Origin of the sequence: Rhizobium phaseoli (assembly GCF_003985125.1) — a bacterium.
GTDB lineage: Bacteria > Pseudomonadota > Alphaproteobacteria > Rhizobiales > Rhizobiaceae > Rhizobium > Rhizobium phaseoli.
On sequence record NZ_ML133584.1, the window covers coordinates 1 to 22,419 of the forward strand.

Below are 22,419 nucleotides of genomic sequence, written 5' to 3' on the forward strand. Positions count from 1 at the left end.
CTATTTTGTATTGCTCGACGGATTGCCTCTGTCGTCGTGGCGCTCCCGTGTAAAACCTGGCCCATAGTGCTTCCCTCCATGCCAAGGAAAATATTGCACCATCAAATGCCGGGACTAAACACCTAGCCCCTAAATCTCCCCAGCCTTTAGACCGTCCAACTTTTGGGGGTCAGTTCAGATTTTGCGGGGCTTTTTATAGAACAATCACCGGATGCCGGCTTCGTCCATCTGAGTGGCGGTCTATGGCGACAACGTGGCGGGTAAAGAGTTAGTCCGCACCTTCCGGCCCTCCGGCCGTGCGCTAGCGGACAGAAACCAATTCCCTCCAGGCGGATTTCATCCTGACTGGAGGTAAGGTGGTATACGACGAGCACATCGCTGCGATCGCAACTGCGCTTGAAAGGCGGCAAGCCATCTTGTTCGTTGGCGCGGGGATATCGATGAATGTCGGGCTGCCTTCATGGACCTGCCTGATCGAACATATGTTGGCGGACCTTGACCTTGGGCAGTCGTCGCTCGGCAGCCGCGATGCGACATATCAGGAAATTGCCGAATATTACCGCTTGAAGCACGGTTCCTTGTCGCGTTTGGTCGAGTGGATGAAGCGCGAGTGGCAGATCTCTCCGCAACAACTGAAGAACTCGGAGTTGCATCGGCTTATCGTGGCGCTTGATTTTCCTCTGATTTATACGACCAACTACGATGCCAATCTTGAGCTCTCCTATCAGGCGTTCGGCCGGCCCTATGCTCGCATTACAAGCGCGAAAGATCTCGCAACCGCCACTGTGGGCGTGGCTCATATCGTCAAATACCATGGCGACTTCTCCGATCCCGATACGCTCGTCCTGACAGAGTCGGATTATTTCGATCGCCTCTCATTCGATGCGCCCCTTGATATCAAGTTCACGAGCGACGCCTTTGCCTCGACCATGCTCTTCGTCGGCTACAGTATGTCCGATTTGAATATCCGCTTCCTGCTTCACCGCCTTTGGTCGATCTGGCAGCGAACCGGACTAGACCAGCACCGGCCGCCGCTATTCCTATTCATGCACGAGCCGAGTGAGGTTCAGACGCACGTTCTGAAGAGATGGGGCGTAACCGTAATCTCTGGCGATGGCCAAAGCTCCGGGCACTCCCTTTCTCGCTTCCTCAAGCGCCTGGTGGAACAACGCTCGACCGTTGGCCTGGATCAGTGAAATTTTGGTGGCTCCGCTGCGACCGCCGGAGCCATCGAAACCTTGCGGAGACCGGGAGCACCGGTTGCAAAGGAGCCGTAGTGATGATGAGGCCAGCAACACTGGACGCCTTAGTAATAGGGGCCGGCCCCGGAGGCATGACAGCCGCTCTTTACCTCGCGCGGCTAAACCGACGAGTGCTTGCCGTCGATTCAGGTCAAAGCCGTGCACTGCTTATTCCGCTGTCGCGTAACCACCCGGCTTTCCCGGAAGGCATCAAGGGTAGTGAGCTATCGAGACGCATGAAAACGCAACTGCGGAAAGTGGGCGTCGAGGTCGGGGCAGTGGCGGTATCGCAGGTGTCGCGCGGCGCTGACGCCGGCTTCGTAGCCGAAATTGCCGGCCGGCCGATATTCGCACAAAACATCATCCTTGCAACCGGAGTCGAAGACACGCTCCCGCCAATCGACGACGCAAATGATCTCATACGGTCAGGCCATCTTCGCCTCTGCCCGATTTGCGACGGCTACGAGATCGCCGGAAGATCGGCGGTGGTGATCGGCGCGACAGAGCGCGCCGCTGCAGAAGCCCTCTTCCTGACATCGTTTACCAAAAGCATCACCATCGCAACTCTCGGCGAAAGGCTTGATGTGAACGAGAGTATGATGGCGCGGCTGATCGAGCACGGCGTCTCGGTCCACTTCGGCCAGTTGGTGCGTTGCGCTTGCTCCGTGGACGGAACGGTCGATCTCATCATGAGGAACTCGTGCGCGTTGGAACGTGTGGTTCTCTATTCGGCGTTGGGAATTCGCCCGCGGTCGCGCCTCGCCCAACAGCTGGGGGCGGAGTTGGAGCAGGATCGGCGCATAAAGGTTGATGCACATCAGGCGACGCTGGTCCCAGGCCTATTTGCAGTTGGCGACGTCGTGACCGGCCTCAATCAGCTCGGCGTGTCCATGGCGCAAGGAGAAATAGCAGCGGTCGCAGTGCATAACCGCCTCCGGCAAATGCAAGCGAACAATAAAACGCCTTTCGGCTGAATTGGTGATCGCGGACGGGAAATCCGTCGTCGCTTCGCATGAGGCATTCCAGCCAGTCCCGCACTGCGGGGCAACCTCGTCACCAATACCTAGATCCCGTTTGCACGTCAGCTCATGTCGTCAAGACAACGGCCGCCATGGCAATCGCGCATACGACCCCGAAGAGGTTGAGGCCCAGCGAAAGGAATTCGGTCATCTCTTGCCGATGATGAGAATGCTCGGCAGTGCCGAGCACCGCGACGGCTCCACCCACCATCCAGCAAATCAGGGTCATCGCACCTAGAAGCAAGGCTAAATTCATCACATTTCCCGTTTTGTTGGCTGTCCTTTCGATCATCGAACCGGCCCATCCTAGCTTTGTTCCCATCGTCGAAACTTCGTCCAATAAGACACGGGCTTGGGTCAATCCTCCGCAAGCCACATGTTTTCCGGGAATGTTTCGGCACGGGTAGCTCAATCGCAGCCTGCAGGAGCATTTCTGACCACAGCCGGAGCGTCCGGATCGTGGCGATGGAACTATCCGCCTCGCCCGTGGTTCGGCGAACTCCGAGTGTTTTAAGCAGAGGGGAGTCCTTTGAGCGAACTGCATCGTGAGTTCCTCCTGCAAAGAGATTTTCCGCCGGAACTCCAGGAGGATGATCGCCTTGAGCCAACGCATGCATCGCCGTCGGCTGTCTGTCCCGGAAACCTTGAAACACTACTGCAGCCTTGCCCGTTGGTGGTCGATCTGGACGGCACCCTGCTAAGATCGGATCTGCTGATCGAAACCGCCTTCGCCGAACTCGGCCGCCGCCCCTACTCGGCCGTGGATCTCGCCAAGGCCCTGTGCGGCGGAAAAGCCTCTCTAAAGCACCATCTTTCGCAACCAGTCGATTTCGATCCGGCCTTCCTTCCGTATGACGAGGAGGTTCTAACGGTGATCCGGGCAGCAAGGGAGCAGGGACGAGCCATATATCTCGCCTCGGCGAGCCATGAGCGTCTCGTTTCGGCAGTCTCCGAATATCTCGGCCTTTTCGACGGCTGGTTTGCAACCAACGAAACAACGAACTGCGCGGCCGATGTCAAAGCGGAAAAACTCATCGCCGCTTTTGGAAAAGGCGGGTTCGACTATATCGGCAACGATGTGGCCGACCTTCCTGTTTGGCGCCATGCCGCCAAGTCCTACGCCATACGGACATCGGCTGCGGTCGCAAAAAAACTCGCTAGGCAGTGCGCCAACGTTCAACATCTTCCATATGAAAAAGCGACCTGGCGCACTTGGGCGCGCTTGTTACGTCTGCATCAGTACGTCAAAAACGGGCTGGTCTTCGTCCCGCTTCTGATAAGCCAGGTCTTCGATACCCAGAGTATGGTCAACACCGGGCTGGCGTTCCTCGCATTCTCACTTTGTGCTTCCGGCGTCTATATCCTCAATGATCTGGTAGATCTTCAGGACGACCGCGGCCATCGTACGAAATGCCGGAGGCCTCTTGCTTGCGGTGACATCCCGCTTTCGGACGCCATAGCCGTCATCCCCATCCTGCTTCTCCTAGCGCTCGCGGTCGCCATCATGGTGACGCCAGGGTTCGTTCTGGTGTTGGCGGGATATTTTGCGTTGACCACTGCCTATTCGTTTTTCTTCAAGCGCAAGATGATCCTGGATGTCGTGGCCCTCGCGTCGCTCTATACCACACGGGTGATCGGAGGGGCCGCAGCCATCTCGGTTTGGCCATCGCCTTGGCTCCTGGCCTTCATGATGAGCTGGTTCCTCTCGCTCGCTTTGGTGAAGCGATACACCGAACTGATCGGACGTCGCACCGCGCGCCTGCCGGACTCCAAGGGCCGGGACTACAGGAAGGCCGACATCGGCATGGTGGGTGCCTTGGCAGCAGGGGCGGGGATGAATGCACTGACGCTGTTTGCCCTTTATGCGGCCAGCGACAACGCGCGGGACGTCTATGAGCGGCCCGGGATGCTATGGCTTGCAGGACCCGTCCTTGCCTGCTGGATCGCGCGCATCCTCATGCTCGCACACCGGGGGCAGATGCATGATGACCCGGTGGTCTTCGCCATCAGGGACAAGGTCAGTCTCGCCACGCTGGCGGTCGCCGGCCTGTTCGTGTTTTTTGCGATGTGAGGTGGTCGTGATGGGCTCGCAGTTCCAGACGCGAAGCACTCCTACCGGCGTCGCAGCTCGCTATGTCGCCTTCGCGGTGCTCTCCACCGCCGCCAATTTCCTGGTCCAGGCGATTTTTCTCCATATAGCGCCGTGGTCGGGCCTGATGCCGTCGATCCTTGCGGGCACCGCCGCCGGCTTCGCCGTCAAATATGTTCTCGACAAAAAATGGATCTTCTTCGACCGTTACACCTCCCATGGCGACGAGGTGGCGAAGGTTGCGCTCTACGGCCTGTTCAGCGTGCTGACAACGGTCATATTCTGGGGGTTTGAAATCTCCTTCTGGACGCTCTGGAAGACGGAGTTCGCCAAATATGCCGGCGGAGCGATCGGCCTGGCGATTGGCTATATCTCGAAATACGCTCTCGACCGCAGGTTCGTCTTCAAGCCGGGGGAGGCGTGACGGACGATGGAGGGCTGGGGACGTTATCCACGTCATGAGAGCGAGGTGTTGAACTGCCGGGTTCCGCAGGCGCTGAGCGGGATTGCGGCATCACTCCCAGGATTGATCGCTCGCGGCAACGGCCGCTCCTATGGCGATGCTGCGATCGGCGAGAATTCCACCTTGATGTGCGGTGGATTGAACCGGATGAAAAGGTTCGACGTCGCCGATCGAGTCCTCACCGTAGAGGGCGGCGTCATGCTTTCCGACGTCCTGCGCGCGGTGGTACCGCGGGGCTATTTTCCGCCGGTGGTTCCGGGCACGAAATTCGTCACGGTGGGCGGAATGATTGCATCCGACGTTCACGGAAAGAATCATCATTGCGACGGCGGATTCGGCGACCATGTCAGCGAACTGAAGCTGGTGACCGCCAGCGGCGAGGTCCTCAATTGTAGCCGCTCGCAGAACGCGGAGCTTTTCTCGGCGACCGTCGGCGGGATGGGCCTGACAGGGATTATCGCCGAGGCAACCTTTCGTTTGAGACCAATCGAGACCGGCTGGATCATGCAGAGGACGACCGTAGCCGAGAACCTCAGCGAAGCATTAAGGGCGCTACGACAATCGGAGGACGCGACCTATTCGGTGGGCTGGATCGATTGCCTCTCGAAAGGCGCCTCTCTCGGACGGTCTTTGATTTTTACGGGGGAGCACGCGACGCCGGATCAGGTCGGCGAGACACCGAAGACCGATCGCTTTCCTTCGCCGAACAACGCCGCCTTTTCCCTGCCGCTCGACATGCCGGGTTGGCTGCTGAACAAGGCGAGCGTGTCCGCCTTCAATGAGCTGTATTTCCGATCCGGCATCCGCCGGTCGGCCAAACCCTTGTTGGTCCATTGGGACAATTACTTTTTTCCTCTCGACCGCATCCTCCGATGGAATAGATTGTACGGCAAACGAGGCTTCATCCAGCATCAATGCGTGGTGCCGGATGCTGACGCGCTCCAGGTCCTCACCGGTATCCTCGACCGCTTTGCGCACGCGGGCAAAGGTTCATTTCTGGCCGTGCTCAAAAGGCTGCGAGGCGGTGCAGGTCTGCTCTCGTTTGCTGCGCCGGGCTATACGCTCGCGCTCGACCTGCCAGCCACGCAGGACGTCTTGCGGCTGCTCGACGAAATCGACGAGCTGGTTGTCAAGGCGGGGGGCCGCCTCTATCTGGCCAAGGACGCGCGCCAGTCCCGCCTTACATTCGAATCCGGTTACCCCAAGCTGGATGCGTTCAAAGAGTTGCGAAGAGCAACCGGAGCCGATGGTCGCTTCAGTTCCCGCTTGGCAAAAAGGCTTGGCATATGAAGGGGATCGGCAAGACACTGCTTATGATCGGCGCGACCTCGGATATCGGCCGGGCGACGGCAATTACCTATGCGGAGGCAGGCTGGGACATCCACCTGACCGGCCGGACGCATGCGGCCGTTCAGCGTGAAGCCGATGACATCGCTGCGCGGACGGGCGCAACTGTCACGGTTCATGAGCTCGATATTCTTCAAACAGCTCGCTTCCCGGCATTCCTCGGCGACGTGTCACCCTTGCCTGACACGGTGGTCTGCGTCGTTGGCGAACTCGGTCAGCAGTCCCGGGCTGAAAAAGAGCTCGAACACGCCACCATGGTCATGCGGACGAACTTCGAGGGACCGGCTTTGCTTCTTGGCCTTCTGGCTGAGCGTTTTGCGGCGCGCGGATCCGGCACGATCGTGGGAATAAGCTCTGTCGCCGGCGATCGTGGACGAGCGTCGAACTATGTCTATGGCGCCGCCAAAGCCGGCCTGACCGCTTTCTTGTCCGGCCTGAGGAACAGGCTGTCCCGGTCCGGGGTGCGCGTGGTGACCGTGAAACCTGGCTTTATTCGAACCCGCATGACGGATGGAATGAAGCTCCCTCCGCTTCTCACCGCCGAACCGCAGGAAGTCGCGCAAAAGATCTTTGCTGCGGCCGAGGGCGGGAGCCGCAGTGACGTCGTCTACGTCAGAGGTATATGGCGACCGCTCATGACGGTAATCCGCTCAATTCCCGAGTCCATCTTCAAGAGGTTGCGGCTGTGACTGAACCCACAAATCAGGCCGCCTACACAGCCGTCGGAGCGCAAACTGGTGCCCATAGGAGACCTGCAGCCCGGTTACGGCGACTGCTGTCGGCGGAGATCGCAATCATCATCGTCAGCTTGGTCTGCGCAGCCATGCTCGCATTGCCGGCGAGAACCATCAATGCCGCCTTCATCAATGACGTGTTGGTCTTCATCGACGGTGCGCATCGCATCGCCTTAGGTCAGGTGCCGAATCGCGATTTTCACACGGCGCTCGGGCCGCTCGTGTTTTACATTCCCGCTGCGGGATACTTTCTGTCAGGAAATTTCGGAGCTGCCATCCCACTGGGGATGGCGATCGTCCTTGTCGCCTTCATTCCCGCGATGATCCGTGTCCTTGTGTCGCGCCTCGGCCCTCCATTGGCAGCCGCGCTCGGCATATTCCTTATCCTCATTCTCGCAGCTCCGATCAACCTCGGCAGTTCCATCTGGTACCCTTCCTTTGCGATGTTCTATAACCGCATCGGTTGGGTCGCTCTCGGCCTGTTGCTGGTTATGTATCTGGCGCCGCAGTCGCAAAGCAGGCACAACGATATTGCCGATGCTCTGGCCGCCGCCTTTCTTCTGCTTGTCTCGTTCTACACCAAGGTGACCTACGGGCTTGCCGGGATCGGCCTGATCCTGATCATCCTATTCGATCGGCAACAACGCCGCTGGGGCGTGGCAACCCTGCTGCTGACGGGGCTGGCGATGGTCGTCATCGAATACTTCTGGCGCGGAACCGCCCAGCACATCGATGACCTTCGGGCCGCGGCCCGCGTCAGCGGCGGTCATGATGTCGGCAGTATTCTGAAGAATCTACGCGAAAACCTGTCCGATCTGACCGTATTCGCGGCCGTCGCCTGGCTTGCCATCAGGCGAAGCCGCAGCCTGCGGGATCTACTCTTCTGCGGGTTTTGCGCAGGCGCCGGCGTGGCGCTCATCAATCAGAATGCCCACAGCTGGGGCATCATCACACTTTATTGCGGAGCAACCGTGCTGGCGCAGAAAACGGCCTGGTTTCAACCTGGCAATCTTGGCACACCAGCAGGACGCGTAGCTCGTGCTGCCGGCGCTCTGCCGTTGGTCGTCATCTTGTTCCTGTTGCCGCCGATCGTGCACCACAGCGCGGCCGTCGCCCTCCATACAGCCCTCGCGGCCGAGAAGGCGGGACAGTCTCTCGGTCTGCCGCGATTTGGCGATCTACGGGAAGTCGATCCACCTGGTGGGGAGCCCGATTTCATAAGACGCTACCTCGACGACATCGTCAGCGGCGGTGCGCTTCTCCAGTCTCTGCCGGTTCCCGCCGAACGGGTTTTCGTCCTCGATTTCGCAAACCCCTTCTCGGCCGGACTGGGTATACGCCCGCCCGCCGGTGACACCGCCTGGCTTCACTGGAACCGCAACATCAATGAAAAGTCCTATATCCCGCCGGACGTGCTCTTTGCCGACGTCAAGATCGTCATGGTGCCCAAAACAGGGATCAACAGCCTGCCGCTGCAGGAACTGTATGGCCCGTTCCTTTCGGCGAATTTTCATGTGGTGCGCAAGACATCCGAATGGACAATTTATGAATGGCGCCCAGGCAAAGGCCCAAAGTGAGGCGAGGTGACGCGAGCATCCACGTCGATATCGCAGAAAGATCGATCGTTACCGGCCGTTCAGTTGAACCGGTGGCGTGCCATTGTCCCCGGCATCGGATTGCTTCTTGCCGGCCTCCTCGCTCTGCCTGGCGCAACGGTCACAACCAAATACGTCAACGACCTCCTGGTTTTCCTTGATGGCGCACATCGGATCGCGGCTGGACAGGTGCCGAGTGTCGATTTCCACACACCTCTCGGGCCGCTGACATTCTATATCCCGGCTGTCGGCTACGCTCTATCCGGCAGCATGGGCGCGGCAATGCCAGTGGGAATGTCCCTGCTGACCCTGCTGTTTTCGTTCGTCGCCGCCGAAATCGTCGGCAGCCGAATGCATTGGGCGCTCGGGCTGCCGCTGGCAACCTGTCTGCTTCTGGTGCTCGCGGCTCCTGCAAACCCGGGCGAACGGATCGGGGAACTCACCTTTGCCATGTTCTACAACCGGATCGGCTGGGCGTCACTCGGCTTGCTGTTGGTCATGTACCTATGCCGCTTGCCTGGCGCCACCAGCGGCAAAGGGACGGACGCAGCGTGTGCCAGTTTCCTCGTGCTGCTGATGCTTTACACCAAGATCACATACGGTGTGGTGGGCCTTGCTTTTCTGGTATTCATGCTTTTTGACCGTCGCCAGATCGGTTGGGTCACGCTCGCGTTTGGGATGATCATTGTGAGCGTCCTGGCGATTGAGGCAGTCTGGGGCGGAGGGGTCAACTACCTTCTCGACATCCGTCTTGCCGGGAAGAACAGCGGCGGTTTCCCAACGATGACAGCAATTGGTCACGTGGTACGGAGCAATTTCGTCGACCTTCTTGCTTACCTGGCTGTCGCCGTCATCCTTCTCATCCTAACGCCAACCTATCGGCATCTGCTCTTTGCCGGCTTCTGTATGACAACAGGAATCCTCCTGATCGAGCAGAACTTCCAGTTTTTTGGGATTCTGACGCTCGGAGCGGGCGCTGCCGTGCTCTCGGAATGTTTATTTCGCGCCGAGCATCGCTCCCGGTATGCAAGAACGCGGATCGCGCTGCCGCTGCTCGTGGCATTTCTGCTTCTGCCGGCTGCGGCCGGCAATGCTGCGTCGCTTGTCCTTCATGCCGCTTATTCGGCCGGAGGGCGAGGCGAAGCTATTCCGCTGCCTGCCTTTTCCCGGGTTCGGGTTGTAGAGATGTGGAGTCCCGGTCAACTCGATTATTTCCGAAGATACAACCGCACGCTTGCCGATGGCGCCGCAGCCCTTTCGCAATTGGATGGCGGCTCTGAGCGTGTCGCCGTTCTCGATTTCGTTAATCCGTTTTCCGCCGGCCTCCGTCTCCCGCCGCCGGTCGGAGACAGCGTCTGGTACCACTGGGGACGCACTCTCGGGCCTGAATATCATCCAGCCGCGGAAGAGATGTTCGCCGATGTCGACCTGATCCTCGACCCGAAGTGGCCCATTGAAATCTGGACAGGAAACGGCATGCGGGACGTCTATGCGCATTATAGAGCCCGCCACTATCACCTCGTACGGGAGACGGCCGATTGGCGCATCTACCGCAAGAACGCCTCGCCGGCGAGTGGTTAATCCTGCAATCTCGGCAATTCTGTTCCAAGCGCTCGATATGATGCGAAGGCACACGCAAATTGTCGGTCTGTCCGGTTACTCCCCAAGCGGATGGGAGATGTCCGTAGTGGAGGCCGAGATTGTCAGACCACGGCTTTCCGCCTGCCCCATCGCCGTCACCAGTGCGATGATCGATGCACGGATAGCGGGATCGGCGATCTTCAGAAAAGCCCGATTGAGGACCAGTCCCTCTTTGGTCTGCAGGAATTCAGCGACCGGATCGGTGCGGTCCCGTCCACCTAGCCCTGGCGCTGCCACCGGCTCGGAGTCGCCCTGCTCGAAAAAGAAGCTCGGTGAGGTGTGAAGCACTTCGGCGATCCGCTGCAAACGACTTGCGCCGATGCGGTTGATGCCCTTCTCGTATTTTTGAACTTGCTGAAAGGTCACGCCGATCTGCTCGGCAAGCCGCTCCTGGCTCATTCCGAGCAACTGCCGGCGCGTCCTGATGCGCGCTCCGACATAGCTGTCTATGGCATTTGGTGTCTTGACGTTCATTGGGTATTTTCAGCCTCGATCGCATTTCAATCGGCGCAGCTGTAGTGCCCCTCTGAACCGTTTTCCACGGTTCTTTTCGTATAGCCTACCGCATATACGATGATCCCGGCTGACTGTGATATGAAAACCCCCATCGGAAAGAGGCGCGCCTGCGCAAGAACCCGCCCGACGAAGGAAAAACGAACAAAAGCCGTACCGATTCCGGACAAACCGGGCTGGCGATTGCGGCCAGGCGTGGGTTAAATGCTTTTCAGCGACCGTCGCTCGACCGTCTCGCCAGCCCCGATCGCCGCAAATCCATCGAAAACGAATGCAGCACGGCACCGATCGTGCCGTTCAGGAGAGATATTGATGGCAACCGTTGCCGAAGGCGCGCCCCGTTTCGAAAAAACGACCATGTCTATTCTGATGGCAGTCAGCTTCTGTCATATGCTGAACGACATCATGCAGTCGCTGCTTGCCTCGCTCTACCCGCTGTTCAAGGCGAATTACGACTTGGACTTCGTGCAGATCGGCCTTCTTACCATGACGTTTCAGGTCACCGCTTCCTTGCTGCAGCCGGTGGTCGGGATCGTCACCGACCGCTGGCCGATGCCCTATTCTCTGCCGGTCGGCATGGGGAGCACCTTTTGCGGTCTTATTCTGCTCGGCAACGCCGGCAGTTTCGCACTGCTGCTGCTGGCGGCAAGCCTGATCGGCTTCGGTTCGGCGGTCTTCCATCCGGAATCCTCGCGTGTTGCCCGTCTTGCCTCCGGTGGTCGCCACGGTTTTGCGCAGTCCTTTTTTCAGGTCGGCGGCAATGCCGGCCAGGCGATCGGTCCGCTGCTCGCCGCCTTCATCGTGCTGCCGCTCGGGCAGCACAGCGTCTCGTGGTTTGCCGCCATCGCCATGGTCGGCATGATCGTGCTGAGCTGGGTGGGCAACTGGTACATGGGCCATAGGCGCCAGAACGCCAGCAGGGCTGCAGTCAGTCGAACCCTGCCGCTGCCGCAAAACAGGGTCGTCTGGGCGCTGCTGATCCTCGTGCTGCTGACGGCAACGAAGAACGTCTACATGGCGAGCGTATCCAGCTACTTCACCTTCTATGTCATCGACAAGTTCGAACTCAGCGTGCAACAGGCGCAGATGATGCTTTTCCTGTTCCTCGCCTCGGTCGCCGTCGGCACTTTCCTCGGTGGACCGATCGGCGATCGCTTCGGTGCCCGTTTCGTCATCTGGTTTTCGATCCTCGGCGTCATTCCCTTCGCATTGTTGCTTCCCTATGCAAATCTTCTCTGGACGGGCGTGCTCAGCGTCGTCATCGGCCTGATCTTCGCATCGGCATTTTCGGCAATCGTCGTCTTTGCCCAGGAGTTGGTACCGGGCCGCGTCGGCCTGATTGCCGGCGTCTTCTTCGGCTTCGCGTTCGGGGCAGGGGGGCTTGGTGCGGCGCTGCTCGGTGAGTTTGCCGATACACACGGCATCGACTTCGTCTATCGCATCTGCTCCTACCTGCCGCTGCTCGGCCTTCTGACGGTCTTCCTGCCGCGCATCCCGAAGCAGAAATCGGTCTGAGGCCATACGTCCAGCGATCGATGCGTAGATTTCCTCCGCACCTTGGATGGGGAGGATTGGCACGGCTTTACCTGATGTCGGGCACCTGCGACTAGTCAACTGCTGCGCCATCACGATCTCGGCAGACGCGCCCGCAAGCTCCGCTTTCATTCTTTAGAACATTCTTACGGGCCGCAATTAATCCATAAATTTGATGGAAATTTATCCTGCCGATATTCATAGCAGGGCAAGAGTTTTTCAGGCCCTTCCTTCACATCAGACTTTCGTGCTTCGCCCCCGATACGCGCATTTGCCATGCTCAGCCTGCTCGGGGCGTTCGGCCTCATTCAGTCAGACGGGATATAATAATGACCAACAACAAAAAACTTCACGGACTACAGCTTTCGCGCCGGGTGGCTCTTGCCGCCGTCGCCGTTTCCGCTGCCGCGCTTTTTACCTTTGCAGCACCCGCTCCCTCATTCGCCGAGGACAAGTCGATCAAGGTCGGGATCATGGCCGGCGAAGAGGAGGACATCTGGCGTGTGGTCACAAGTGAGGCGGCCAAGAAAGGTCTCAAGATCGAGACCGTCGTCTTCAACGACTATACGCAGCCGAACGAAGCGCTGGAGCGCGGCGAAATCGACGCCAATGCCTTCCAGCACCAGCCCTATCTCGACAACCAGATCAAGCAGCACGGCTACCACATCACTCGGGTCGGCTATACCGGTGTCTGGCCGATCGGCCTTTACACCAAGAAGTACAAATCCGTCGCGGAGATTCCGGAAGGCGCCGTCATAGGCGTGCCGAACGATCCCTCCAACGAAGGCCGGGCGCTGCGCGTTCTCCAGAACGAGGGCCTGATCAAATTGAAGGACGGCACCGGCATTCTCGCGACGGTCGCCGACGTCACCGACAATCCGAAGAAGATCGAAATCAAGGAGCTCGACGCAGGCATCGTCGGCCGTTCGATCGACGATCTGGATGCCGGTGTCGTCAACACCGACTGGGCGCTGAAGAGCGGTCTTTCTCCGGCCGAACGCATTGCCCAGGAGCCGACCGCCGACAATCCGTATCGCAACTTCATCGCGGTCAAGGACGACAACAAGGATGCGGATTGGGTCAAGACGCTTGTCTCTTCCTATCAGAACGACACCGTCAAGGCCGAGTTCGACAAGGTCTACAAGGGGACGGGTCTCAGCGCCTATTGATCCGCAATAGGGCCGGGGTTAAGGCCTGCTAAGAGGCGGTCCGGGCGTTGCTTGCCCGGGCCGCCTTCGGTATTTGTAAGGAAAAGCACATGAATTCCTTTGTTTCCAGCACGGCGATCGCGGCACAGCCGCAAGCGGCGGCTACCGAAGAGGTGGTGAAGCTGACCGATGTGAAGCGGCGGTTCGGAACTACACCCGCTCTCGACGGCATTTCGCTGAGCGTGAAGCGGGGCGAGATCCTCGGCATCATCGGCCGCAGCGGCGCCGGCAAATCGACGCTGATCCGCTGCCTGAACGGGCTGGAGCGCGTCGACAGCGGCGAGATCCTGATCGAAGGCCGCGATATAACGGCGCTTGCCGAACAGGACTTGCAGCCGCTGCGCCGCCGCATCGGCATGATCTTCCAGCATTTCAACCTGCTGTCTGCCAAGACAGTCGAGGAAAATGTCGCGCTGCCGCTGAAGATCGAGGGCGTCGCCAGGAACGAACGCTTGAAACGGGCGCATGAACTGCTCGATCTCGTCGGCCTGGCTGACAAGGCGAAAGCCTATCCCGCATCCCTCTCCGGCGGCCAGAAACAGCGCGTCGGCATCGCCCGGGCGCTTGCGGCGCGTCCGGCGCTGCTGCTGTCAGACGAGGCAACGTCGGCGCTCGATCCCGAGACGACCCGGTCGATCCTGTCCCTGCTCAAAGATATCAACAGCAAGCTCGGCCTGACCATTCTGCTGATCACGCATGAGATGGAAGTGGTGCGCGGTATTGCCGATCGCGTCGCGGTCATCGATGCCGGACGGATCGTCGAACAGGGACAGGTCTGGTCGGTCTTTGCCGATCCGCAGCAAACCATCACCAGGAGCCTGCTCGGCGGCATCCGCCCCCAGCTTCCCGATCATATCGCCGCCCGGCTGTCGGCGACGGCGGGCAACGAGGCGATCCTCAGCGTCGATCTCGCCGGGCCACAAGCGCAGGGTGCCCTGTTTGCCGAACTCTCGGCGGCGCTGCCGCATTCTTTCCGCCTCGTCCACGGCGGCATCGACCACATCCAGAACCAGCCGGTGGCACGGTTCTTCATCGCCGTTCCCGCACGCGACCCCGCGCTTGCGGAAAAGGTCGTACAATTTCTGACGGCCCGGTCCGCTCGGGTGGAGGTGCTTGGTTATGACACCGATCATGGTTGAACTGCTTCTTCGCTCGCTGTGGGAGACGGTGCTGATGACCGTCGCCTCGGGCGTGATCTCGCTGGTCGCCGGCCTGCCGCTGGGCCTCGCGCTTGTTGTCACCGCACGCGGCGGCATCGCCGAAAATCTCTGGATCAACCGCACGCTCGGCGCCGTCATCAACGGTTTTCGGTCGGTCCCCTTCATCATCCTGCTGGTGGCGCTGATCCCGCTGACGCGGCTGATTGTCGGCACGGCGCTTGGCACATGGGCAGCCATCGTGCCGCTCGCCATCGCTGCGACTCCTTATTACGCCCGTATCGCAGAAGTGTCGTTGCGCGAGGTCGACCGTGGGCTGATCGATGCCGTGCGCGCCATGGGCGGCAATCGCTGGACGATCGTGTGTGAAGTGCTGGTGCCCGAAGCGCTGCCCGGCATCGTCGCCGGTTTCACCGTCACGTTGGTGACCCTGATCGGCGCATCGGCGATGGCGGGCGCGATCGGCGCCGGCGGCCTCGGCGATCTCGCCATTCGCTACGGCTATCAGCGCTTCGAGACCAACGTGATGATCGCGGTCGTCGCCGTCCTCATCGTCCTCGTCTGCGGCATCCAGTGGCTCGGCGACCGGCTGGTCGCCAGGCTGGATCGCAGATAGGTCAGCGCCGGAAACTGGCGGCGGGATGCGCGTCGGGCAACCGGCCGTTCCCGCCGCCGAACAGCTTCTGGCGCAGCGGCCCTTCGCAGTAATCCGCCTTGAAGAAACCGCGCTCCTGCAGCACCGGCACGACGAGATCGATAAAATCGATCAGACTTTCCGGCGCCACCGTGCGCGCCAAATTGAAACCGTCGATATCGCCCTGCTCGATCCATTCCTGCAGACGGTCGGCGATCTGCTCCGGCGATCCCACCACCGGCTTCATCCGGCTGCCGAGCACCATCTGGTCGATAATCTCGCGCTTCGTCACAGGCTTTGCCGCCTGTTTGGTGATGGCGGCAAGCGCCGATTGATTGGCGTTGGTCGAACTCTGCTCGACGACATCATCCAACCGGAATTTTGCCAAGTCGATGCCGATGGAGGCGGAGTAGTGCGCAAGCGAGGCCTCGATGCTCGCATGGCGGCGGTAATCCTCCAGCCTGTCTTGTGCTTGCCTCTCCGTCCGCCCGACGACAACAGTAATCAGGTTCAGGATCTTCAATGCGGCTCCGCCGCGGCCGAATGCCTGCGCCTTCGCCCGCAGCGCATCGACGGTCGGCCGCGCCGCCCCGGGGCTCGGGCTGGCGACGAAGACACATTCGGCGTGGCGGGCGGCAAAGTCCTGCCCGCGGGCCGAAGCGCCGGCCTGGAAGAGCAGGGGCGTGCGCTGCGGCGAAGGCTCGGCAAGATGGATGCCCTCCATCCGGTAATATCTGCCGTCATGATGGACGGCGCGCACCTTTGACGGATCGGCATAAATTCCGCCCGTCCGGTCCCGGCGAACTGCATCGTCGTCCCAGCTGCCCTCCCAGAGCTTGTAGAGGATCTCAAGATATTCCTCGGCTGCGTCGTACCGCGCATTATGCTCCGGCAGCTTGTCGAAACCCATGCTGCGGGCGGCGCTGTCGAGATAACCGGTGACGATATTCCAGCCGATCCGCCCCTTGGTCAGGTGGTCGAGCGTCGACATGCGCCGTGCCAGCAAAAAGGGCGGCTCGTAGGTGGTGTTGACGGTGACACCGAAACCCAGATGTTTCGTCACATGGGCCATCGCCGAAATCGGGATCAACGGATCGTTGACGGGGATCTGCGCAGCCGTCTCGATCACCGGCGCGGGGCTATCCTTATAGACGTCATAGACGCCGACGATATCGGCTAAGAAGATTCCATCCAGCTTACCGCGCTCCGCGGTCCTGGCGAATTCCGTCCAGTAGTCGAGATCGGTATAGCGCACCGATTGGTCGCGCGGATGCGTCCACAGGCCGTGGTTGATGTGCCCGACGCAATTCATGTCGAAGGCATAGATCTGCATTGTCTTCATGAGAAGTGTCCTGAGCCGGGAATAAAAATCAAGGATTTGTATCGCACGGCGATCCTGTGAAATGGTAGGGTGCGGATGGAAAATGCGGAGGAAATGCATGACGAAGAAGACGCTGTCGGATTGGGCGGAGCTCGCGCAGAAGGAGCTGCGCGCCTCGGCCGAAACGCTGACCTGGCAGACGCCGGAAGGCATTGCCGTCAAGCCGCTCTATACGGCCGAGGATCTCGAGGGCGTCGCCCACCTCGGTTCGCTGCCGGGTTTTGCGCCCTTTACCCGCGGTCCGCGCGCGACGATGTATGCCGGCCGGCCGTGGACGATCCGCCAATATGCCGGCTTTTCCACGGCAGAGGAATCGAACGCCTTCTACCGTCGCAATCTGGCCGCCGGCCAGAAGGGCCTGTCGGTTGCCTTCGATCTGGCCACCCATCGCGGTTATGACAGCGACCATCCTCGCGTCGAAGGCGATGTCGGCAAGGCGGGTGTCGCCATCGATAGCGTCGAGGACATGAAGATCCTGTTCGACGGCATTCCGCTCGGCGACATGTCGGTGTCGATGACCATGAACGGCGCCGTCATCCCGATCCTCGCCTCATTCATCGTCGCCGGCGAAGAGCAGGGCGTGCCGAGGGCCGATCTGTCTGGCACCATCCAGAACGACATCCTCAAGGAGTTCATGGTCCGAAACACCTATATCTATCCGCCGGAGCCCTCGATGCGGATCGTTGCCGACATCATCGAATACACGGCAAGGGAGATGCCGAAATTCAACTCGATCTCGATCTCCGGCTATCACATGCAGGAGGCCGGCGCGACGCTCGTCCAGGAACTCGCCTTCACGCTGGCCGACGGCCGCGAATATGTCAGGGCGGCGATCGCCAAGGGCCTCAATGTCGACGATTTTGCCGGAAGGCTCTCCTTCTTCTTCGCGATCGGCATGAACTTCTTCATGGAGGCGGCAAAACTGCGCGCCGCCCGGCTGCTCTGGACGCGGATCATGGAAGAGTTTCAGCCGAAAAAGGCGTCGTCGCTGATGCTGCGCACCCATTGCCAGACCTCCGGCGTGTCGCTGCAGGAGCAGGACCCTTACAACAACATCATTCGCACCGCCTTCGAGGCGATGTCGGCCGTGCTTGGCGGCACGCAGTCGCTGCACACCAATTCCTTCGACGAGGCGATCGCGCTGCCGACGGAATTTTCCGCTCGCATCGCCCGCAACACCCAGCTGATCCTGAGCCACGAAACCGGCGTGACCAAGGTGGTCGATCCGCTCGCTGGCTCCTATTACGTCGAGAGCCTGACGCAGGAGCTTGCAGACAAGGCCTGGGCGCTGATCGAGGAGGTGGAAGCTCTCGGCGGCATGACCAAGGCCGTCAACGAGGGCCTGCCGAAGCGGTTGATCGAGGAAGCCGCCGCGCGCCGCCAGGCTGCCGTCGACAAGGGCGAAGAGGTCATCGTCGGCGTCAATCGCTACCGGCTCGACAACGAACAACCGATCGACATTCTGGAGATCGACAACAGCGCGGTGCGCATTGCCCAGATCAAACGAATCGAGGAAACCAAGCGAAGGCGCGACGGCAACGCCGTGCGCGAAACGCTGGCCGTCCTCGCCGAGACCGCGCGCAGCGGCCGCGGCAACCTGCTCGAAGCCGCGATCGAAGCGGCGCGAGCCCGGGCCACCGTCGGCGAAATATCCGACGCCATGCGCGCTGCCTTCGGCGATCATGCCGCAACGCCCGAGGTCATCACGGGCATTTACGGCGAGGCCTATGACAACGAGCCGGAACTTGCCGTCCTCAAGGAGCGCATGACGGAGGTCACGGAAACGATGGGGCGCCCGCCGAAAATCATGGTCGCCAAACTCGGCCAGGACGGGCATGACCGCGGCGCCAAGGTGATCGCCTCGGCTTTCGGCGATATCGGCTTCGATGTGCTCGCCGGTCCGCTGTTTCAGACGCCTGACGAGGCCGTCGAAATGGCGCTTGGCGAAAAGGTCAATGTCGTCGGCGTCTCGTCCTTAGCGGCAGGCCACAGGACGCTGCTGCCGCAGCTGGTCGACAGGCTGAGAGCGCAGGGCGGTGACGATATCATCGTCGTCTGCGGCGGCGTCATTCCGCGGCAGGACTATGAGTTCCTGCACGAACACGGCGTCGCCGCCGTGTTCGGCCCGGGAACCAACGTTCTGGAGGCGGCCAATTCCGTTCTCGACCTGCTGCAGGGCAGGCGGCGGAATCAGTAGTTACAGCAACCCGCGCTTCGCCAGATTGCCCATCAGCGCCGCAATGCCGAAGGTCCAGGGCGGGCATTCGGTGGAGAGGCGCACGGTGTTGACGAGAGCGCCGAGACCTGCCGAGGAAATCTCGACGACATCGCCGATCTTGTGGGTGAAACCCTGCTTCGGGGCGTCACGATCCTGAGTCGGGGCAAACAATGTGCCGAGAAAGAGCATGAAACCATCGGGATACTGGTGATGGGGCCCAAGTGTCTGTTTGACCAGATCGGTCGGATCGCGGCTGATCTGCGACATCGAGCTCTTGCCGTTTAGCACGAAGCCATCGCAGCCGGTGACCTTGAGATCGAGTTCGGCCTTGCGCACGTCATCCAGCCCGTAACTTGCATCGAACAGGCGGATGAAGGGGCCGATCGCGCAGGAGGCGTTGTTGTCCTTGGCCTTGCCGAGCAGCAGCGCCGAGCGGCCCTCGACGTCACGCAGGTTGACGTCGTTGCCGAGCGTCACACCCTTGATTTCACCGCGGCTGTTGACGGCGAGGACGATTTCCGGCTCGGGATTGTTCCAGGTCGAGATCGGATGCAGGCCGACATCCGCACCCCAGCCGACCGACGAGAGCACCGGCGCCTTGGTGAAGACCTCGGCGTCAGGTCCGATGCCGACTTCGAGATATTGCGACCACATGCCCTCGTCAATCAGCGCCTGCTTGACCTTGGCGGCCTCGGGCGAACCGGCCTTGAGATTGGTGAGGCTGCCCCCGATCAGCGCGCTGACGCGTTCGCGGATCGAGGCGGCGCGATCGGGATTACCGGCCGCCTTCTCCTCGATGACACGCTCGATCATTGATTGGGCAAAGGTGACGCCGCAGGCCTTGATCGCCTGCAGGTCGGCGGGCGCCAGCAGATAGGGCCGCGCGGTGTCCGGCGTCCCGGTACTATTGTCGGCGACCTCCTCCAAGGACCCGACCGCCGTGCCCGTTGCCGCGCGGACGAAGCCGGCGGCATCCTGTTTTTCGAGCAGGGCGCTCAGTGTCGGCGCATCGCACGAGGTAATATCGACCAGCATCCCCTCGCGAAGCGTCACGATGCTCGGGCCGGCGGCCTCGGGGCTCCAGACGCGGCCGACAAAAAGACCAGCCGAAGCAGCGGCATCGAGAAGGGAATGAGTCATGGTGATCCTCCGTCACATGCAAGCGGGGCGGGCGCTTTGAAATTTCCGAGATGGCGCCACCCTCCAAGCCGGCGGCGGCTGAAATCGATCACATTCACGCTGACGGGGCAAGACATGTTGGAGAAAAAGACTTTTGTCCAATCGGATCGAATAAGCGGCGTGTCGGCAAAACGTCGTCCGAAATCCGTAAATAACTATTTAGATACAAAATATCATTTTAATTTCAAATATTTACATGTATCAATGCGGACTTTCAGCCTCGATCTCGCCTTGACAGGAGGCAAGATTCGTTATCTGTTTTGCCCGATATGGAGGATGCCGGCGTCAGCCGGGCTTGAGAAAATCCCGGGAGGATATTGCAGCGATGTTGAGATTTGCCGTCGTCGGAATCGACCATGGGCATACGTTCGATCACGTGAAGGGATTGCTGGCCGCAGGCGGCGAGTTCGTCGGCTACTGCCCGCAGACCTCGGTGCCGGCACTGCGTGAGGCGTTCGAGAAGACCTATCCCGATGCGCCGCAGATCGATCGGGAAAAGCTGTTCGACGATCCGTCGATCGATGTCATCTGCATTGCCGCGATCCCGCGCGACCGCGCCGGGCTTGCCATCCGGGCGATGAAAGCCGGCAAGGACGTGATGACCGACAAGCCCGGTGTGACGACCTTCGCGCAGCTCGAAGAGGTCAAGCGCACCGTCGCCGAGACCGGCAGGATCTTTTCGATCTGCTTTTCCGAGCGCCATTGCGTGCGCTCCGCCGTCAAGGCTGGCAAGCTCGTCGCCGAAGGCGCGATCGGCAAGGTGATCCAAACGCTCGGCGTCGGCCCGCACCGCCTGCAGCTGCCGACCAGGCCCGACTGGTTCTTCGATCCGGAAGCCTTCGGCGGCATCATCGTCGATATCGCCTCGCATCAGGTGGATCAGTTCCTGTTCTATACCGGCTCGACGTCGGGCGAAGTCATCGCCAGCTCGATCGGCAATTTCGGCATGCCCGACAAACCCGCCTTCCAGGATTTCGGCGAAGTGCTGCTACGCTCCGACAGAGCGGCAGGCTACGTCCGCGTCGACTGGTTCACACCGGAGGCGCTGCCGACCTGGGGCGATGGACGCCTGACCATCCTCGGTACCGAGGGTTATATCGAGCTGCGCAAATACATCGACATTGCCGGCCGGCCGGGCAAGGATCACCTCTTCCTCGTCAACGGCAAGGAAATGACCCATATCGATTGCAGCGGCGAGAAACTCGATTATTTCGATGCTTTCACCGCCGACGTCGGCAACCGCACGCAGACGGCGATGACGCAGGATCACGTCTTCGAAGTCTGCCGCCTTTCTCTCGAAGCCCAGACGAAAGCCGCGCGCATCGGCGCTCGCTGAGGAGGATAGCATGACCAGGAAATTGCGCGTCGGCGTCATCGGCGCAGGGATTGCCGCGCGGCATCTGACAGGTTTCGGCTGGAACAAGGATCTCTTTGAGGTTCCCGTACTCTGCTCGCTCGATGAGGATCGCGGCAAAGCGCTGTGCGAAGAGTTCGGCATCGACGAATATACGCAGGATGCGGACTCGCTGTTTGCCCGCGACGATCTCGACATCATCGACATTTCCACGCCGCCGAGCTCGCATTTCGAGCTGTGCCGCAAGGGCATCGAATCCGGCAAGCACGTCATCTGCGAGAAGCCGCTCTTCGGCTCGATCGCCGAGGTCGACGAGATGGAGCGCATCCTCGCCCGCTTCCCCGGCAGGAAGCTGATGCCGATCTTCCAGTATCGCTACGGCTCCGGCCTGCAGAAACTGAAGCTGCTGATTGAGCAAGGCCTGGCGGGCAAGCCGTTCCTGACGACGATCGAGACCCATTGGTGGCGTGGACCGGATTATTACGCCGTGCCGTGGCGCGGCAAATGGGCGAGCGAGCTCGGCGGCGGCCTTCTCGGCCATGCGATCCACGCCCACGACATGCTGAATTATGTGCACGGCCCCTGCGCCGAGGTGTTTTCCTATGGCGCGACGCTGGTCAACCCGATCGAGGTGGAGGATACCGCCGCGCTATCGGTGAAGATGCAGAACGGCTCGCTGGCGACGCTGTCGATGACGCTCGGCTCACGCAAGGAGATCTCGCGGCTGCGCTTCTGCTTCAGCGATCTCGTCGCCGAAAGCATTCTCGAACCCTACACGATGGGCCGCGATCCCTGGGTCTTCACGGCAGGAACGGAGGAACACCAAGCGAAAATCGACGCGGCGCTGGCCGCTTATGTGCCGGGCGAGGACGGCTATACCCGCCAGTTCGAGCTGTTCCACAAGGCGATCATTGAGGGCAAGGACCCGCCGGTGACGCTGCAGGATGCTCGCAACTCACTGGAACTGGTGACAGCCGCCTATTTCTCGCAACGCACCGGCAAGCCGACGCCGATGCCGATTGCCGCCGATCATCCGCTCTACCGCTCCTGGCTTCCGCAAGAATAGCGCGTGGCTGCCGGGCTCCGCGAGTAGCGGGGGGTCTGATAAGGGGA

At 60.5% G+C, this 22,419-nt stretch carries 19 protein-coding genes; 15 read left to right on the plus strand and 4 right to left on the minus strand.

Annotation, left to right across the window (positions count from 1 at the left end; all coding sequences use genetic code 11):
- Positions 1 to 356 precede the first annotated feature (356 nt).
- Both EFD56_RS25050 and EFD56_RS25055 read left to right on the plus strand, forming a co-directional pair.
- A complete protein-coding gene (locus EFD56_RS25050; protein ID WP_126906580.1) occupies positions 357 to 1,196 on the plus strand; it encodes an SIR2 family protein in 840 nt (279 codons plus the stop codon).
- Positions 1,197 to 1,282: 86 nt separating this feature from the next.
- A complete protein-coding gene (locus EFD56_RS25055; RefSeq protein ID WP_126906625.1) occupies positions 1,283 to 2,215 on the plus strand; it encodes an NAD(P)/FAD-dependent oxidoreductase in 933 nt (310 codons plus the stop codon).
- A 112-nt stretch (positions 2,216 to 2,327) separates the two neighbouring features.
- Here EFD56_RS25055 and EFD56_RS32780 read toward each other — a convergent pair whose 3' ends face one another.
- Positions 2,328 to 2,552, minus strand: a complete 225-nt coding sequence (locus tag EFD56_RS32780) for a hypothetical protein (protein ID WP_245440638.1) — start codon at positions 2,550 to 2,552, stop codon at positions 2,328 to 2,330.
- 237 nt (positions 2,553 to 2,789) lie between these two features.
- Here EFD56_RS32780 and EFD56_RS25065 point away from each other — a divergent pair, with 237 nt between their 5' ends.
- From EFD56_RS25065 to EFD56_RS25090, 6 genes are read left to right on the plus strand one after another with little or no spacing between them, the layout of a single operon-like run.
- The gene (locus EFD56_RS25065; protein WP_126906582.1) at positions 2,790 to 4,331 is read left to right on the plus strand and encodes a UbiA family prenyltransferase; all 1,542 of its coding nucleotides are present in this window, start codon (positions 2,790 to 2,792) and stop codon (positions 4,329 to 4,331) included.
- 10 nt (positions 4,332 to 4,341) lie between these two features.
- Entirely contained in the window at positions 4,342 to 4,773 is a 432-nt protein-coding gene (locus EFD56_RS25070; RefSeq protein ID WP_064826360.1) for a GtrA family protein, read from the plus strand.
- Between the two features lie 6 nt (positions 4,774 to 4,779).
- Complete coding sequence (locus tag EFD56_RS25075; protein WP_126906583.1) at positions 4,780 to 6,102, plus strand: FAD-binding oxidoreductase; 1,323 nt, start codon at positions 4,780 to 4,782, stop codon at positions 6,100 to 6,102.
- Positions 6,099 to 6,848, plus strand: a complete 750-nt coding sequence (locus tag EFD56_RS25080; RefSeq protein WP_126906584.1) for an SDR family oxidoreductase — start codon at positions 6,099 to 6,101, stop codon at positions 6,846 to 6,848. Before EFD56_RS25075 ends, EFD56_RS25080 begins: the two co-directional genes overlap by 4 nt.
- A complete protein-coding gene (locus EFD56_RS25085; protein ID WP_126906585.1) occupies positions 6,845 to 8,470 on the plus strand; it encodes a hypothetical protein in 1,626 nt (541 codons plus the stop codon). The genes EFD56_RS25080 and EFD56_RS25085 overlap by 4 nt, the downstream gene beginning before the upstream one ends.
- Before the next feature lie 6 nt (positions 8,471 to 8,476).
- Positions 8,477 to 10,069 (plus strand): hypothetical protein, encoded by a 1,593-nt coding sequence (locus EFD56_RS25090; protein ID WP_064829515.1) that lies wholly within the window; start codon positions 8,477 to 8,479, stop codon positions 10,067 to 10,069.
- Positions 10,070 to 10,144: 75 nt separating this feature from the next.
- On the opposite strand, the gene EFD56_RS25095 is transcribed toward EFD56_RS25090, so the two are convergent.
- Positions 10,145 to 10,603 (minus strand): helix-turn-helix domain-containing protein, encoded by a 459-nt coding sequence (locus EFD56_RS25095; RefSeq protein ID WP_064820137.1) that lies wholly within the window; start codon positions 10,601 to 10,603, stop codon positions 10,145 to 10,147.
- A 351-nt stretch (positions 10,604 to 10,954) separates the two neighbouring features.
- On the opposite strand from EFD56_RS25095, the gene EFD56_RS25100 reads away from it, so the two are divergent.
- The 4 genes from EFD56_RS25100 (at position 10,955) to EFD56_RS25115 (ending at position 15,156) form a co-directional block, all read left to right on the plus strand.
- Complete coding sequence (locus tag EFD56_RS25100; RefSeq protein WP_012489727.1) at positions 10,955 to 12,157, plus strand: MFS transporter; 1,203 nt, start codon at positions 10,955 to 10,957, stop codon at positions 12,155 to 12,157.
- A gap of 347 nt (positions 12,158 to 12,504) precedes the next feature.
- A complete protein-coding gene (locus tag EFD56_RS25105; protein ID WP_126906586.1) occupies positions 12,505 to 13,344 on the plus strand; it encodes a MetQ/NlpA family lipoprotein in 840 nt (279 codons plus the stop codon).
- Between the two features lie 89 nt (positions 13,345 to 13,433).
- Entirely contained in the window at positions 13,434 to 14,522 is a 1,089-nt protein-coding gene (locus tag EFD56_RS25110; protein ID WP_126906587.1) for a methionine ABC transporter ATP-binding protein, read from the plus strand.
- Entirely contained in the window at positions 14,503 to 15,156 is a 654-nt protein-coding gene (locus EFD56_RS25115) for a methionine ABC transporter permease (RefSeq protein WP_037146157.1), read from the plus strand. The genes EFD56_RS25110 and EFD56_RS25115 overlap by 20 nt, the downstream gene beginning before the upstream one ends.
- A gap of 1 nt (position 15,157) precedes the next feature.
- On the opposite strand, the gene EFD56_RS25120 is transcribed toward EFD56_RS25115, so the two are convergent.
- Positions 15,158 to 16,516 carry an LLM class flavin-dependent oxidoreductase gene (locus tag EFD56_RS25120; RefSeq protein WP_037118699.1) on the minus strand — a complete coding sequence of 453 codons (1,359 nt, stop codon included), beginning with the start codon at positions 16,514 to 16,516 and terminating at the stop codon, positions 15,158 to 15,160.
- A gap of 97 nt (positions 16,517 to 16,613) precedes the next feature.
- Here EFD56_RS25120 and scpA point away from each other — a divergent pair, with 97 nt between their 5' ends.
- Entirely contained in the window at positions 16,614 to 18,752 is a 2,139-nt protein-coding gene (gene scpA / locus EFD56_RS25125; protein WP_126906588.1) for a methylmalonyl-CoA mutase, read from the plus strand.
- Here the strand turns inward: scpA and EFD56_RS25130 are convergent, their stop codons facing one another.
- Positions 18,753 to 19,913: a fumarylacetoacetate hydrolase family protein gene (locus tag EFD56_RS25130; RefSeq protein WP_126906589.1), complete on the minus strand. Its 1,161-nt coding sequence runs from the start codon at positions 19,911 to 19,913 to the stop codon at positions 18,753 to 18,755.
- A 364-nt stretch (positions 19,914 to 20,277) separates the two neighbouring features.
- Here EFD56_RS25130 and EFD56_RS25135 point away from each other — a divergent pair, with 364 nt between their 5' ends.
- Together EFD56_RS25135 and EFD56_RS25140 are read left to right on the plus strand one after the other, a co-directional pair.
- Positions 20,278 to 21,288, plus strand: a complete 1,011-nt coding sequence (locus EFD56_RS25135) for a Gfo/Idh/MocA family protein (RefSeq protein WP_037118697.1) — start codon at positions 20,278 to 20,280, stop codon at positions 21,286 to 21,288.
- A 10-nt stretch (positions 21,289 to 21,298) separates the two neighbouring features.
- On the plus strand, positions 21,299 to 22,372 hold the full coding sequence (locus tag EFD56_RS25140; protein ID WP_126906590.1) for a Gfo/Idh/MocA family protein: 1,074 nt from the start codon (positions 21,299 to 21,301) through the stop codon (positions 22,370 to 22,372).
- Positions 22,373 to 22,419 lie beyond the last annotated feature (47 nt).